Below are 13,390 nucleotides of genomic sequence, written 5' to 3'. Positions count from 1 at the left end.
CGCGGCGCCGATCCCGTGCTCCGGCACGTCGCCGAGCGCCCGCCGTGCCGCGGCCAGCACGGCGCCCGGCGCGCCGGGCGGGATCGGCCGTGACGGGGAAGCGGCGAGATCGGAGGAACTGGGGGCGAACACGGCACCTCCGACGATCGACTTAGCTTAGCCTATCCTCATCTACTCCGCGTGGTCCCTGTCAAGCCCTCTGTGACGATCACTCGCGATCCACGCTAGCCGCCGCGACCGTGATCCGAATCGACGCCATTCGGGGGGTCTTCGGCCGTCGTCCCAACCCTTGGCACACCCCGCCCGCGCCGCCACCGGCGATCTCGTTCGGACCCGCCGGGGCGGTCGCGGTAACCTTGGCCACCACCCAGGCCGAGCCAGTCCACCAGGAGGATCCGTGTCGCCAGGGCAGATCGCCGCGCTGGTCGCCGCCGGCGCGTTCGTGCTGCTTGTGCTGTTGCTGGCGATCCCGTTGATCAAGCTGGGCCGCACGCTGGACGAGGCCACGATCGCCATCCGCAAGGCGCACCAGAACAGCGACCCGATCTTCAGCGGCGCGAACACGACGATCACGCACGTGAACACGCAGCTGGAGCGGGTCGACGGGATCACCGCCAACGCCCGCGCGGTCACCGGCAACGTCTCCGCGCTCACCTCGCTGTTCACCGCCACGCTCGGCGGCCCGCTGGTCAAGGCCGCCGCGCTGTCGTACGGCGTCAGCAAGGCCGTCCGCGCCCGGCGCGCGGCGAAGGAAGCCCCCAACCGGCACGCGCGGCGCAGGGGCAAGCGATGAGCCGCCTGTTCTGGTTCGGGCTCGGCATCGCCGCCGGGGTGGCCGCCGCCCGCAAGGCGGGGCAGGCCGCGCAGGCCGCCACGCCCGCGGGCATCGGCGAGAACGTGGGCCAGGGCCTGCGGGAGCTGGCCGGCGCCATCGGCTCCTTCGGCGCCGAGGTGCGGGCCGGCATGTCGGAGCGCGAACAGGAGTTGCAGGAGACCGTGGAACGCCAGACGGGCTTCACGCCGGGTCGGCGAGCGCGCAGGGCGAACGACGCCAGGTAGGTCGTTCGTTCGCCTCGCCGTGCCCGGTCGTCGGCCCAGCCGACGGTGACTTCCACACCCCCGAAGGACGAGACCCGTGCAGACCCACGAGATCATCAAGCGCTTCCGCGAGCACTTCGAGAACGCCGGCCACAAGTACGTGCCCAGCGCCTCGCTCCTGCTGGACGACCCCAACCTGCTGTTCGTCAACGCCGGCATGGTGCCGTTCAAGCCGTACTTCCTCGGCGAGGCCCCGCCGCCCGCCCCGCGCATGACGAGCATCCAGAAGTGCGTGCGCACGCCGGACATCGACGAGGTCGGCAAGACCACCCGGCACAACACGTTCTTCCAGATGGCCGGCAACTTCTCGTTCGGCGACTACTTCAAGGAAGACGCCATCCGGCTGGCCTGGGACCTGGTCACCAAGTCGCAGGCCGACGGCGGCTACGGCCTCGACCCGGACCGCATCTGGGTGACCGTCTACCTGGACGACGACGAGGCCGCCGGCCTGTGGCAGAAGGTCGCCGGGCTGCCGCCCGAGCGCATCCAGCGCCGCGACGTCGAGGACAACTACTGGTCGATGGGCGTGCCCGGCCCGTGCGGCCCGTGCTCGGAGATCTACTACGACCGCGGCCCGGCCTTCGGCGAGGAGGGCGGCCCGGTCGTCGACGAGGACCGGTACCTGGAGATCTGGAACCTGGTCTTCATGCAGAACGTCCGCGGCGAGGGCGGGGCCAAGAAGGACTACCCGATCCTCGGCGAGCTGCCGGACAAGAACATCGACACCGGCATGGGCGTCGAGCGCGTCGCCATGCTGCTCCAGGACGTCGACAACGTCTACGAGACCGACCTCGTCCGCACGGTGATCACCAAGGCCGAGGAGCTGTCCGGGCGGAAGTACGGCGTCAACGAGACCGACGACGTGCGCTTCCGCGTCATCGCCGACCACGCCCGCAGCGGCGTGCTGCTGGTCGGCGACGGCGTCACCCCCGGCAACGAGGCCCGCGGTTACGTGCTGCGCCGCCTGCTGCGCCGCATCGTCCGCTCGGCCCGCCTGCTGGGCGTGACCGAGCCGGTGCTGGTCCGGTTCGCCGAGGTCGTGCGCGACGCCATGGGCCCCTCGTACCCCGAGCTGGTGTCCGGCTTCGCCCGGATCGAGCAGGTGCTGAAGGCCGAGGAGGACACGTTCCTCCGCACGCTCGACGCCGGGTCGCGGATCTTCGAGACCGCCGCCGCCGAGGTCAAGGCCGACGGCCGCGCCACCCTTCCCGGCGACCGCGCCTTCCAGCTGCACGACACGTACGGCTTCCCGCTCGACCTCACCCTGGAGATGGCCGCAGAGGCCGGTCTCACCGTGGACGAGGACGGCTTCCGCAAGCTGATGGCCGAGCAGCGCGCCCGCGCCAAGGCCGACGCCGCCGGCAAGAAGACCGGCCACGGCGACCAGACCGTGTACCGGGAGCTGCTGGAGCTGGGGGCCACCGAGTTCACCGGCTACACCGAGCTGGCCAGCGAGGCCACCCTGCGCGGCATCGTCAGCAACGGCAAGCGGGTGCGGTCGGCCAAGGAGGGCGACATCGTCGAGGTCGTCCTCGACCGCACGCCCCTGTACGCCGAGTCCGGCGGCCAGGAGAGCGACGCCGGCGTGATCGTGTCCGGCAGCGCCGAGCTGGAGGTCGTGGACGTCCAGAAGGTGGCCCGCAAGCTGTGGGTGCACCAGGTCCGCGTGGTCAGCGGCGAGATCGCCGAGGGCGAGCACGTCGAGGCCCGCGTCGACCCGGAGTGGCGCGTCGGCGCCCGCCAAGGCCACTCGGGCACGCACGTCGTGCACGCCGCCCTGCGCCAGGTGCTCGGCCCGTCCGCCCTGCAGAGCGGCTCGTACAACAAGCCCGGCTACCTCCGCCTCGACTTCGCCTGGACGGGTGGTCTTTCGGAGGAGGCCCGCAGCGAGATCGAAGAGGTCTCCAACCTCGCCGTCCGCAAGGACCTGCCGGTGCGCGTGGTCTACACCGACATGGGTGGCGCCCAGGACATGGGCGCCGTCGCCCTGTTCGGCGAGACGTACGACGAGACCGTGCGCGTGGTCGAGATCGGCGGGCCGTGGTCGCGCGAGCTGTGCGGTGGCACGCACGTCGAGCACTCGTCCCAGATCGGCCCCATCACGGTGATCGGCGAGTCGTCCGTCGGCTCCGGCGTGCGCCGCCTGGAGGCCTACGTCGGCATCGAGGCCTTCAAGTACCTGGCCCAGGAGCGGGCCCTGGTGCAGAACGTCGCCGCCATGCTGAAGGTGCCCGACGCCGAGGTGCCCGCCCGGGTCGAGGCCCTGGTGGAGCGGCTGCGCGCCGCCGAGAAGGAGCTGGAGAAGGTCAAGGCCGCCCAGCTCGTCGCCAACGCCGGGTCGCTGGCCGAGCAGGCCCTCGACGTGCGCGGCGTGTCCCTGGTGGCCCTGCGGCTGCCGGAGGGCACGTCGGGCGCCGACGTGCGGACGATCGCCGGCGAGGTGCGCAACCGGCTCGGCGACAAGCCGGGCGTGGTCGGCCTGTTCGCCCCGGACGGCGACAAGGTCAGCTTCGTGGTGGCCACCACGTCCGCCGCCCGCGACCTCGGGCTGGCCGCCGGCAAGCTCGTGCCCGCCTTCGCCCCGGCCGTGGGCGGTCGCGGCGGCGGCAAGCCGGACCTCGCCCAGGGTGGCGGCACGAACCCGGCCGGTGTCGATGACGCCATCGCCGCCCTCCGCACCGAGGTGGACCGCGCCCTTGAGCAGCGCTGACCGCCCCGGCGTCGACGACCCCGGCCTCGGCCGGAGGCTGGGCGTCGACGTCGGCGCGGTGCGCGTCGGGGTGGCGTTGAGCGATCCCGGCGCGTTCCTCGCCACGCCGCTGGTTACCCTGGCCCGTGACGAGAAGACCGGCCGGGACCTCGCGGAACTGGCCGGACTCGTCACCGAGCACGACGTGGTCGAGGTCGTGGTCGGCTTGCCGCGCACGCTGGCCGGGAGGCACGGGCCGGCGGCGGAGAAGGCAGCGGCGTACGCTGCGGCGTTGGCCGAGCGCGTCGCACCGGTGCCGGTGCGGCTCACCGACGAGCGGCTGACGACCGTCACGGCGAGCCGGGTGCTCTCCGAGCGCGGCGTGCGAGGCAAGAAGCAACGTGCTGTCGTGGACCAGGCTGCCGCGATCGAGATCCTGCAGTCCTGGCTGGACGCACGGGCGCGACACGTGGCCCGCTCCGCTGACGAGGAACGGGCCCCCGGAGCTAAGGACGGCTCGTGAACGACGACCTCGGGTTGTTCACCGATCCCGACACGCGGCACGACGAGCGGGCGCGTGGCAAGAGCGACGCCGCGGCACGCCGGGCGAAGCGCAGGCGCAAGCGGACGATCCTGTGGGTCGTCGTGGCGCTGGTGCTCGCGGGCGGCGGTGTCGGCGCGTACTACGGGTACCGGACGCTGAGCGGCATCGGCTCGTACGAGGACTTCGCGGGCGCGGGCGAGTCGGACGTGGTGGTCGAGGTCAAGGACGGCGACCTGGTCACCACCATCGCGAACACGCTGCGCGACCAGGGCGTGGTGGCGAGCGCGCGGGCGTTCACCGAGGCGGGCGCGAACGACTCCCGCGTCACGTCGATCCAGCCCGGCTTCTACCTGATGAAGACGAAGATGTCGGGCTCGGCCGCGGTGTCGCGGATGGTGGACCCGGCGGCGAAGGTCGTGCCGCTGGAGGTCAAGGGCGGCTTCGTGCTGCACGACATCACCGCGCCGGACGGCGGCGTCACCAAGGGCATCCTGTCGCAGCTGTCCGAGGCCTCGTGCGTCGAGCTGGACGGCGCCCAGCAGTGCGTGACGCCGCAGCAGCTGCGCGAGGCGGCGGACAACGCCGACCCGGCGGCGCTCGGCATCCCCGACTGGGCGCTGGCCGACGTGGCCGCCGCACCGAAGGAGAACCGGCTCGAAGGCCTCATCGTGCCGGGCCTGTACCACCTGAAGCCGGGCGCGGACGCCGTCGAGCTGCTGAAGAGCGTGATCGCGACGTCGTTGAACCGGTTGCAGGGTTACGGCGTCCCGAGCGGGTCGACCAAGACCGGTTTCCGGCCCTACGAGGTCCTGGTCATCGCCTCCCTGATCGAGAAGGAAGGCATCACCAGCGACTTCGGCAAGATCTCGCGGGTGGTCTACAGCCGGCTGGCGCAGGGCCAGATCCTGCAGTTCGACTCGACGGTCAACTACAAGCTGGACCGGCCGCTCCTCACCACCGACGACGAGGACCGCGCGGCGTCCGGCCCGTACAACACCTACCAGGTGAAGGGCCTGCCGCCGACGCCGATCGGCTCGCCGGGCAAGGAAGCCGTCGAGGCCGCGATCAACCCCGAAGAGGGGCCGTGGCTGTACTTCGTGAAGTGCCGGAAGGACGGCACCTCGTGCTTCACCAACTCCTACGAAGAGCACCTGGTCGTGGTCGACCAGGCTCGCAAGGACGGCGTGTTCTGACGTGACGCGCCGTGCGGCGGTCATCGGTTCGCCGGTGGCCCACTCCCTGTCGCCCGTGCTGCACAACGCCGCGTTCGCGGCACTGGGCCTGTCGGGCTGGACGTACACGCGGATCGAGTGCGAGGCGTCCGGCGTCGCGGACCTGGTCGCGGGCCTCGACCCGTCGTGGGCCGGCCTGTCGGTGACCATGCCGAACAAGCGGGCCGCGCTGGCCGTGGCGTCGTCCGCGACGCCGCGCGCCGTGCAGGTCGGCGCGGCGAACACCCTGGTGCCGGTCGCGGACGGGTGGCGGGCCGACTGCACCGACGTGGACGAGGTGCTGGCCGCGCTGCGCGCCGCGTGCGGCTTCACGTCCGGCACGCGGGCCGTGCTGCTGGGCGCGGGCGGCACCGCCACGGCGGCCCTGGTGGCGTTGGCCTCGGTGGGCGTCCGGTCGGTGTCCCTGGTGGTCCGGTCGGTGTCGCGGGCAGCGGAGGCGGAGTCCTGCGCGTCCCGACTCGGCCTGGCGCTGGACCTGGTCGCGTGGGACGAGGCGGACTTCGCCGCACTCGCCGCGGAGGCGGACGTGCTGGTCAGCACCGTGCCGCCGACGGCGACCGAGCCGATCGCGGCGGCGCTGGCCGAGGCGCCGAACGTGCTGGACGTCATCTACCACCCGTGGCCGACGCCGTTGGCGCAGGCGGTGGAGAAGCGGGGCCGCACCCTCGCGACCGGCCTCGACATGCTGCTGCACCAGGCGTTCGGCCAGGCGGAGCAGTTCACCGCCCAGCCCGCGCCGCGCGAGGCGATGCGCGCGGCGCTCCGCGAGGCGACCGACAACCTCCTGCCGCTGCCGATCTAGCCCCGGCCCGTCCGGTACGGCGGGGAGAGCGGGTGCCGCCCGGTCAGCGGGTCTGCCGGTTAGCCGGTCAGCGAATCCGCAGGTCGCCGGTCAGCCGGTCAGCCGGCCGCCGAGTCGGCAGGTCGCCGGTCGCCGAGTCAGCCGGTCGCGCGGTCCGGCCGGGTCGGGCCGGGGTCGTCGACCCGCGCGGCGTCGAGGCCGTCCAGGACGGCCCGCACCGTCTGGTCCGGGGTCTGGTCGCTGCTGTCCAGCCACAGGCCGATGCGGGGCGTGCCCTCGCGCAGGCCGCGGTCGAGGTCTTCGACCGTCCACGCGCCGTAGCCGGTCTTGGGGCGCTGCTCCTCCCGTGCCCGGAGCGCGTCCGGCGAGGGCGCCAACACCACGACGTACCGGGGCCGGGTGCGGACGGCGTCCACGTAGGCGGCGAGGTGGTCGCCGAGGATGACGTCCTGCACCACGGCGGTCCACCCGTGCGCGGCGTACTCGTCGGCCACCATCGCGGACAGCCGGTAGCGCAGCCGCAACTGCGCCTCGGCCTCGTCGGCTGCGTCGGGCAGCGTGTCGGCCCGCCCCGACACGACCATCCGCCGGAACACGTCGCCGCGCACGTGCACGGCCCGCGGCAGCCGCTCGGCGAGGCGTTGCGCCACCGTCGACTTCCCGGCGGCCATCGCCCCCGTGATCACCACCACCGCCGGTCCTAGCTCCACCACCGGAGTGTCACACGCCACCGGGCCCCGCTCACCCCGAGGGTGCGAGCGGAGCCCGGTGGGACGTGCCGAGGGGGATCAGCCCTCGTCGAGGTCGGTGGCGATGAGCTGGGCGATCGCCTCCAGCGCGGCGTCCGCGCCGTCGCCGTCGGCGGTCAGCACGACCTCGTCGCCGTGCATCGCGCCGAGCGTCATGAGGCCCAGCACGCTCGCGGCCTCGACCGGCCGGCCGCCGTCCTTGTGGATGGTGACCTTCACCGGCTGCCCGGCCGCCGCCTTCGCCAGCAGTGCGGCAGGGCGTGCGTGCAGTCCGACCTTGCTCGCCACGGTGACCCGTCGCTCAGGCATGACCCGTCCTCTCGTCCTTCGACTCCGCCGTCAGGACGCCGTGGCGTCCCGCCGGCCCTTCTTGCCCTTGTCGTCGCCGTCCCCGGTCGCGTCGGCGTCCCTGGTCGCGTCGGCGTCCCTGGTCGCGTCGGCGTCCCTGGTCGCGTCGGCGTTGACCGCGCTCTGGTCGGCCTCCGGGTCCTCGTCGTCGTTGCGGCCCGGCGTCTTCAGGTTCCACTTGGTGATGACGAAGCGGAACAGGAAGTAGTAGATGGCCGCGTAGATCACGCCCAGCACCAGGATCAGCAGCGGCTTGGTCGCGATGTTGAAGTTGAGCAGGTAGTCGATGGCGCCGGCGGAGAACCCGAACCCGTCGTGGATGCCCAACGCGTTGCTGATGGCCAGCGAGGTGCCGGTGAGCACCGCGTGGATCAGGTACAGCGGCCACGCCACGAACATGAACGCGAACTCCAGCGGTTCGGTCACACCCGTGATGATCGCGGTCAGCGCGGCCGAGCCCATGATGCCGCCGACGATCTTCTTCTGCGCCGGGCGGGCCGTGTGCACGATGGCCAGGGCCGCCGCCGGCAGGGCGAACATGAAGATCGGGAAGAAGCCCGTCTGGAACGTGCCCGCCTCCGGGTCGCCCGCGAGGAAGCGCGGGATGTCGCCGGTCTTGCCCTCGTACTCGCCGAACTGGAACCACAGCACGTTGTTGACGATGTGGTGCAGGCCCAGCGGGATCAGCAGCCGGTTGACCACGCCGTAGAGGCCGGCGCCGACGATCGTGCTGCCGGTGATCGCCTCACCGACGTTCTTCAGACCCGCCGCGAAGAGCGGGTACACCAGGCCCATCAGCACGCCCACGATCACGATGACGCCCGCGACGAGGATCGGCACGAACCGCCGGCCGCCGAAGAACGCCAGGTACGCGGGCAGCTTGATGCGGTGGTACCGCTGCCACAGCACCGCGGTGATCAGGCCGACGACGATGCCGCCGAGCACCTTGTAGTCGATCAGCACCGCCTTGGCGGCCGGGTCGGTCGGCTGGTCGAGGACCAGCGGCGACATCGCCGTGAAGACGCCCTGCAGCACCACGTACCCGACCACGGCGGCCAAGGCCGTCGAGCCGTCGCCGCGACGGGCGAAGCCGACGGCGATGCCCACCGCGAACAGCAGCGGCAGGTTGGCGAACAGCGCGTCGCCCGCGTTGCCGATGACCGCGGCGACCTTGTTCCAGCCGAGCCCGTCCTTGCCGAGCATGTCGGGTTGGCCGAGTCGCAGCAGGAGAGCGGCGGCGGGCAGCACGGCGATCGGCAGCATGAGGCTGCGACCGAAGCGCTGGAGACCGGCCAGTCCCTTGATCTCACGACCGCCGGTCGCCTGTGGGGCGCTGGCGCTCATGGGGTACCTCCCTTGGCGGAGTGGTTCGGGCCGGATTCCGGGTCGGTCCGGTCCAATTGCATGGTCACCTGGTAGAGATCGCCCCGGTACCAGGACGTCATGTCCTCGACGGGCCGGCCCCGCGAGCCGGTGACCCGGCGGAAGACCAGCAGCGGGCTGCCGGTCCGGACGCCGAGCAGCTTCGCGGTCTCGGGGTCGGCGCCCTCGGCCCACACGGTCTGCGTCGCGTGGTCGAGCTGCACCCCGTAGCGGTCGGCGATGAGGCTGTACAACGAGGTGGTGAGGTCGTGCCGGTCGAGGTCGGGCACGACGCGGGGGTTGTACCAGCCGCGCTCGACGGCCAGTGGCACGCCGTCGGCCCGGCGCAGGCGGACCAGCCGGTACGCCTGCTCGTGCGGCAGCAGGTCGAGCGCGGCGGCCGCCTCGGGCGGAGCCGGCTGCTCCGCGCAGGCCACCACCTCGGTCGCGGGGACGAGCCCGCGCCGACGCATGTCGTCGGTGAACGACTCCAGGTACAGCTGGACGTCCATCCGTCGCCGGGCGGTGAACGTGCCGCGGCCCTTCGCCCTGGTCAGGAGCCCTTCGGTGACGAGCTGGCCGACCGCGGCGCGGACCGTGATGCGCGACACGCCGTACTGCTCGGCGAGGTCGCGCTCGGACGGGATCGGGGAGCCGGGAGGCAGCTCGTGCTCGGCCATGCGCCGCAGGATGTCGCGGAGCTGGGCGTGCTTCGGCTTCGGTCCGTCGACGATCTCCGCGCGGTGCACGACACCTCCCCGGTACTCGCTTCGGCCGACGGCGATTGGTACTTTCCGGTCTAGACCAGTTGGTGACGGGGAGGATGCTCCGCGCGCCAACCGGGTGTCAACCGCCGTTACGGGACCGTGCCCGAGCGGTGGCACCCTCGGGGCCAGGTGTCGAGAGAGGACTTCAAGTGGCGGACGACAAGGCGGAGCGCATCCTCGCCGCGCTCGGTGGCGCGGACAACGTCGTGGAGATCGAGCCGTGCATCACGCGCCTGCGCTGTGAGCTGGAGGACGGTTCGCTGGTGGACGAGAAGGCGTTGAAGGGACTGGGCGCGCACGGCGTGATGCGCGCGGGCAACGTCGTGCAGGTGATCGTGGGTCCGGAGGCCGACACCATCGCCAGCGACATCGAGGACCTGCTGTGACGTTGCGCGTGGCCAGCCCGGTCAGCGGTCGCGTGGTGCCGCTGACCGAGGTGCCGGACCCGGTGTTCGCGCAGGCCATGGTGGGTCCGGGCGTGGCGGTCGAACCGGATCGCGTCAGCGCCGAGGTCGTGTCGCCGGTCGACGGCACGGTCGTGACGCTGCACCCGCACGCGTTCGTGGTGGCGACCGAGGACGGCGCCGCGGTCCTCGTCCACCTCGGGATCGACACGGTGAAGCGCAAGGGCGAGGGCTTCACGCTGCACGTGGTGAAGGGCGAGACCGTGCGCGCGGGTCAGCCCGTGGTGACGTGGGACCCGTCCGAGGTGGAGGCGGCGGGGTTCGCGCCGATCTGCCCGGTGATCGCGCTGGACGCCGCGCCGGAGGTCCTGCTGGACGAGGCGGGCGGTCCGGTGTCGGCGGGCGACGCGTTGTTCTCCTGGCGGCGCTGAGCGCGCCGGTCCCGTCGTCGGGGGAGGAGTGCGGGTGAATGGACCATTCACCCCCACTCCTCGTTGCTCCCGGATCGTCCCCGCGCCGACGCTGGGTGCATGGTCATCTCCGGACTCGTCGCCGGCGCCCTCGGCGCCCACCTCCTCCGCCGCCTGCCGCGCGGCGCGAACGTCAGCCCGCTGTGGTGCGCCGTGCCGACCGCGGTGCTGTGGCTCGCGGCCTGGGCGTTGGCCCCGCCGCACTGGCTCCCCGTGCCGCTGCTGCTGGCGTGGCTGGGCGTGCTGCTCGTCGTGACCGACCTCCGGCACGGCCGGTTGCCCGACGCGTTGACCCTGCCCGCCTACCCGGCGGTCGCCGTGACGCTCTGGCTGTGCGGAGCCGACCTCTGGCGCGCGGTGGCGGGCTGCCTGGTCTTCGGCGGCTTCCACCTGGTGGTGCGCCTGCTCTCGCCGGCGGCGATGGGCGGCGGGGACGTGAAGCTGGCCGGTTCGCTGGGCGCCGTGCTCGGCGCGGTGTCGTGGGCCGCCTTGCCGGCGGGCGCGGTGCTGGCGAGCGTGATCACCCTCGCCCTGGGCCTCCGGTGGCCGGGCGCCACCGTCCCGCACGGGCCGGGGCTGCTGGCGGCGACGTGGCTGGTGGCCGTGTCAGCCGGGTGAGGTCGCGACGTCGCGACGTCGCGACCTTGCCGGGCCTGCCATCGGTTGGCGAAGGGCCGGCGCTCGCCGGTGTCGGCGGACCGGCCGCGCACCGGCAGCGGCTCAGCGGGGCCGAGGTGGCGGTGGGGTGATCGACCGGTTGGGGGAACCGCCGCGGCTGCGGTTGGTCGACCGTCGTGCTCCGCGTCGACCTCTCGGCATCCTCGCTGGTAGGCGCGTTGCCGGGCTCGGCGGGTGTCCATCTGGCGGGACGGCGGGCACCGGTGTCGGCCTCCGCCTCCGGCCCCGCCGCCGCTGTGGAAGGATTCGGCGCGTGCTGCGCTGGATCACCGCTGGGGAATCCCATGGACCGGCCCTCGTCGCCGTGCTGGAAGGCATGGTCGCCGGGGTCGAGGTCACGACCGCCGACCTGACCGCCCAACTGGAGCGCCGACGGCTCGGGTTCGGGCGCAGCCCGCGCATGGGCTTCGAGGCCGACGAGGTGGAGATCCTGGGCGGCGTCCGCCACGGGCTCACCCAGGGCGGCCCGATCGCGGTCCGGATCGGCAACACCGAGTGGCCCAAGTGGCAGACGGTGATGTCGGCCGACCCGGTCGACCCGTCCCTGCTGAAGCCCACCGGCCGCAACGAGGCGCTGACCAGGCCCCGGCCCGGCCACGCCGACCTGCCGGGCATGCAGAAGTTCGGCTTCGACGAGGCCCGACCCGTGCTGGAACGGGCCAGTGCCCGCGAGACGGCGGCCCGCACCGCGCTCGGCACGGTCGCCCGCCACTTCCTGAAGCAGGTCTTCGACGTCGACGTGATCAGCCACGTCGTCTCCATCGGCAAGGCCAAGACCCCGGCCGACGCGCCCGTGCCCGGCCCGGGCGACTTGGACGCGGTCGACGCGAGCCCCGTCCGCGCCTTCGACGCGCGCGGCACGGAGGCGATGGTCGCCGAGGTCGAGGCGGTCAAGGAGGCCGGTGACACGGTCGGCGGCGTCATCGAGGTGATCGCCTACGGCCTGCCGCCGGGCATCGGCTCGCACGTGCACTGGGACCGGCGGCTCGACGCCCGCCTGGCCGGCGCGCTGATGGGCGTGCAGGCGATGAAGGGCGTGGAGATCGGCGACGGCTTCACCACCGCCGAGCGGTGGGGCAGCGAGGCGCACGACGAGATCGACCGCGGCACCGGGCCGAAGGGCGTGACGCGCCGCTCCAACCGGGCCGGCGGACTGGAGGGCGGCATCACCAACGGTGAGCCGCTGCGCGTCCGCGTCGCCATGAAGCCCATCTCGACCGTCCCCCGTGCACTGTCCACTGTGGACGTCCGCACGGGCGAGCCCGCCGTCGCGATCCACCAGCGCTCGGACGTGTGCGCGGTGCCGCGCGCGGGCGTGGTGCTGGAGTCGGTGGTGGCGCTGGTGCTGGCCGAGACGGCGCTGGAGAAGTTCGGCGGCGACTCGATCGCCGAGACCAAGCGCAACGTCGCCGCGTACCTGGAGGCGCTCGAAGCCCGCTGGGAGGGCCTGTGACCGCCCCCCGGTTCGTCGTCCTCGGCCCGCCCGGCGCGGGCAAGACGACGGTCGGCAAGCTCCTCGCCGAACGCCTCGGCGTCGGGTTCCGCGACACCGACGAGGACGTCATCGCCACCGCCGGCAAGCCGATCTCCGACATCTTCCTCGACGACGGCGAGCCCGCGTTCCGCGCGCTGGAGGAGGAAGCCGTCGCCGAGGGCCTGAAGACCCACGACGGCGTGCTGGCGCTGGGCGGCGGCGCGGTGCTGTCCGCGACGACCCGCGAACGCCTGGCCGGCCACGCCGTGGTGTTCCTCAACGTCGGCATGGCCGAGGGCGTGAAGCGCACCGGCATGTCCAGCGCGCGACCGCTGCTCGCGGGCGTGAACCCGCGCGCGACGTTCAAGTCCCTGCTGGACGCCCGCCTGCCGCTGTACCGCGAGGTCGCGACGATCGAGGTCGTCACGGACGACCTGGAGCCCGAGCAGGTGGTCGACGCCGTGCTGCGCGCGGCGGGCACGACACCGCCGACCGGGACTGACGGTGAGCAGGACTGACAGCGGGCTGGGCTGACGGCGAGCGGGACCGAGGGCGAGCAGGACTGAGGGCGAGCGGACGTGACGGCGAGCGGGACCGGCGGCGACCGGGCGAAGATGACCCCGTGGAACTGACGGCGGCCCGCGTCCTCGCGCACCGCGCCGCGGTGCAGGGGTTGCACGGCGACCGGCCGGACGCGGTGCTGCCGCTCGGCGTGGTGGACAGCCCGCCGAAGACGGGCGCGGCGGCGTTGGGCGTGCGCGGCCGCCGTGAGG

Annotated in this window: 15 protein-coding genes; 11 read left to right on the top strand and 4 right to left on the bottom strand. The window is 72.9% G+C overall.

Features of this window, described 5'->3' with window-relative positions; genetic code table 11:
* Nucleotides 1–397: 397 nt before the first annotated feature.
* The 6 genes from ACFQ3T_RS28015 (at nucleotide 398) to ACFQ3T_RS27990 (ending at nucleotide 6,365) form a co-directional block, all read left to right on the top strand.
* Nucleotides 398–793 carry a DUF948 domain-containing protein gene (locus ACFQ3T_RS28015; RefSeq protein ID WP_380727582.1) on the top strand — a complete coding sequence of 132 codons (396 nt, stop codon included), beginning with the start codon at nucleotides 398–400 and terminating at the stop codon, nucleotides 791–793.
* Complete coding sequence (locus ACFQ3T_RS28010; protein WP_380727580.1) at nucleotides 790–1,059, top strand: hypothetical protein; 270 nt, start codon at nucleotides 790–792, stop codon at nucleotides 1,057–1,059. Before ACFQ3T_RS28015 ends, ACFQ3T_RS28010 begins: the two co-directional genes overlap by 4 nt.
* A gap of 76 nt (nucleotides 1,060–1,135) precedes the next feature.
* Nucleotides 1,136–3,808: an alanine--tRNA ligase gene (gene alaS, locus ACFQ3T_RS28005; RefSeq protein WP_380727578.1), complete on the top strand. Its 2,673-nt coding sequence runs from the start codon at nucleotides 1,136–1,138 to the stop codon at nucleotides 3,806–3,808.
* Nucleotides 3,753–4,310, top strand: a complete 558-nt coding sequence (ruvX, locus tag ACFQ3T_RS28000; protein ID WP_380727576.1) for a Holliday junction resolvase RuvX — start codon at nucleotides 3,753–3,755, stop codon at nucleotides 4,308–4,310. The genes alaS and ruvX overlap by 56 nt, the downstream gene beginning before the upstream one ends.
* The gene (gene mltG / locus ACFQ3T_RS27995) at nucleotides 4,307–5,524 is read left to right on the top strand and encodes an endolytic transglycosylase MltG (RefSeq protein WP_380727574.1); all 1,218 of its coding nucleotides are present in this window, start codon (nucleotides 4,307–4,309) and stop codon (nucleotides 5,522–5,524) included. The genes ruvX and mltG overlap by 4 nt, the downstream gene beginning before the upstream one ends.
* Nucleotide 5,525: 1 nt before the next feature.
* A complete protein-coding gene (locus tag ACFQ3T_RS27990; RefSeq protein WP_380727572.1) occupies nucleotides 5,526–6,365 on the top strand; it encodes a shikimate dehydrogenase in 840 nt (279 codons plus the stop codon).
* Nucleotides 6,366–6,502: 137 nt separating this feature from the next.
* On the opposite strand, the gene ACFQ3T_RS27985 is transcribed toward ACFQ3T_RS27990, so the two are convergent.
* The 4 genes from ACFQ3T_RS27985 to ACFQ3T_RS27970 form a co-directional block, all read right to left on the bottom strand.
* Nucleotides 6,503–7,075 carry an AAA family ATPase gene (locus ACFQ3T_RS27985; RefSeq protein ID WP_380727570.1) on the bottom strand — a complete coding sequence of 191 codons (573 nt, stop codon included), beginning with the start codon at nucleotides 7,073–7,075 and terminating at the stop codon, nucleotides 6,503–6,505.
* A gap of 78 nt (nucleotides 7,076–7,153) precedes the next feature.
* Entirely contained in the window at nucleotides 7,154–7,423 is a 270-nt protein-coding gene (locus tag ACFQ3T_RS27980; protein WP_380727568.1) for an HPr family phosphocarrier protein, read from the bottom strand.
* A 30-nt stretch (nucleotides 7,424–7,453) separates the two neighbouring features.
* Complete coding sequence (locus ACFQ3T_RS27975; RefSeq protein WP_380727566.1) at nucleotides 7,454–8,806, bottom strand: PTS transporter subunit EIIC; 1,353 nt, start codon at nucleotides 8,804–8,806, stop codon at nucleotides 7,454–7,456.
* Nucleotides 8,803–9,504: a GntR family transcriptional regulator gene (locus ACFQ3T_RS27970; protein WP_380727585.1), complete on the bottom strand. Its 702-nt coding sequence runs from the start codon at nucleotides 9,502–9,504 to the stop codon at nucleotides 8,803–8,805. The genes ACFQ3T_RS27975 and ACFQ3T_RS27970 overlap by 4 nt, the downstream gene beginning before the upstream one ends.
* A 236-nt stretch (nucleotides 9,505–9,740) precedes the next feature.
* On the opposite strand from ACFQ3T_RS27970, the gene ACFQ3T_RS27965 reads away from it, so the two are divergent.
* The 5 genes from ACFQ3T_RS27965 to ACFQ3T_RS27945 all read left to right on the top strand — a co-directional run bounded on the left by ACFQ3T_RS27965 (nucleotide 9,741) and on the right by ACFQ3T_RS27945 (nucleotide 13,135).
* A complete protein-coding gene (locus ACFQ3T_RS27965) occupies nucleotides 9,741–9,977 on the top strand; it encodes a glucose PTS transporter subunit EIIB (protein ID WP_380727564.1) in 237 nt (78 codons plus the stop codon).
* Nucleotides 9,974–10,426 carry a PTS sugar transporter subunit IIA gene (locus ACFQ3T_RS27960; RefSeq protein ID WP_380727562.1) on the top strand — a complete coding sequence of 151 codons (453 nt, stop codon included), beginning with the start codon at nucleotides 9,974–9,976 and terminating at the stop codon, nucleotides 10,424–10,426. Before ACFQ3T_RS27965 ends, ACFQ3T_RS27960 begins: the two co-directional genes overlap by 4 nt.
* 99 nt (nucleotides 10,427–10,525) lie before the next feature.
* A complete protein-coding gene (locus ACFQ3T_RS27955; protein ID WP_380727560.1) occupies nucleotides 10,526–11,083 on the top strand; it encodes a prepilin peptidase in 558 nt (185 codons plus the stop codon).
* A gap of 313 nt (nucleotides 11,084–11,396) precedes the next feature.
* Nucleotides 11,397–12,596 (top strand): chorismate synthase, encoded by a 1,200-nt coding sequence (aroC, locus tag ACFQ3T_RS27950; protein WP_380727558.1) that lies wholly within the window; start codon nucleotides 11,397–11,399, stop codon nucleotides 12,594–12,596.
* Entirely contained in the window at nucleotides 12,593–13,135 is a 543-nt protein-coding gene (locus ACFQ3T_RS27945) for a shikimate kinase (RefSeq protein WP_380727556.1), read from the top strand. The genes aroC and ACFQ3T_RS27945 overlap by 4 nt, the downstream gene beginning before the upstream one ends.
* Nucleotides 13,136–13,390: the final 255 nt, after the last annotated feature.

It is taken from the genome of Saccharothrix hoggarensis (genome assembly GCF_042678885.1).
Classification (GTDB): domain Bacteria; phylum Actinomycetota; class Actinomycetes; order Mycobacteriales; family Pseudonocardiaceae; genus Actinosynnema; species Actinosynnema hoggarensis.
The sequence above is the reverse complement of the archived record's forward strand: the minus strand, read 5'-3'. Positions and strand labels throughout refer to the sequence as shown.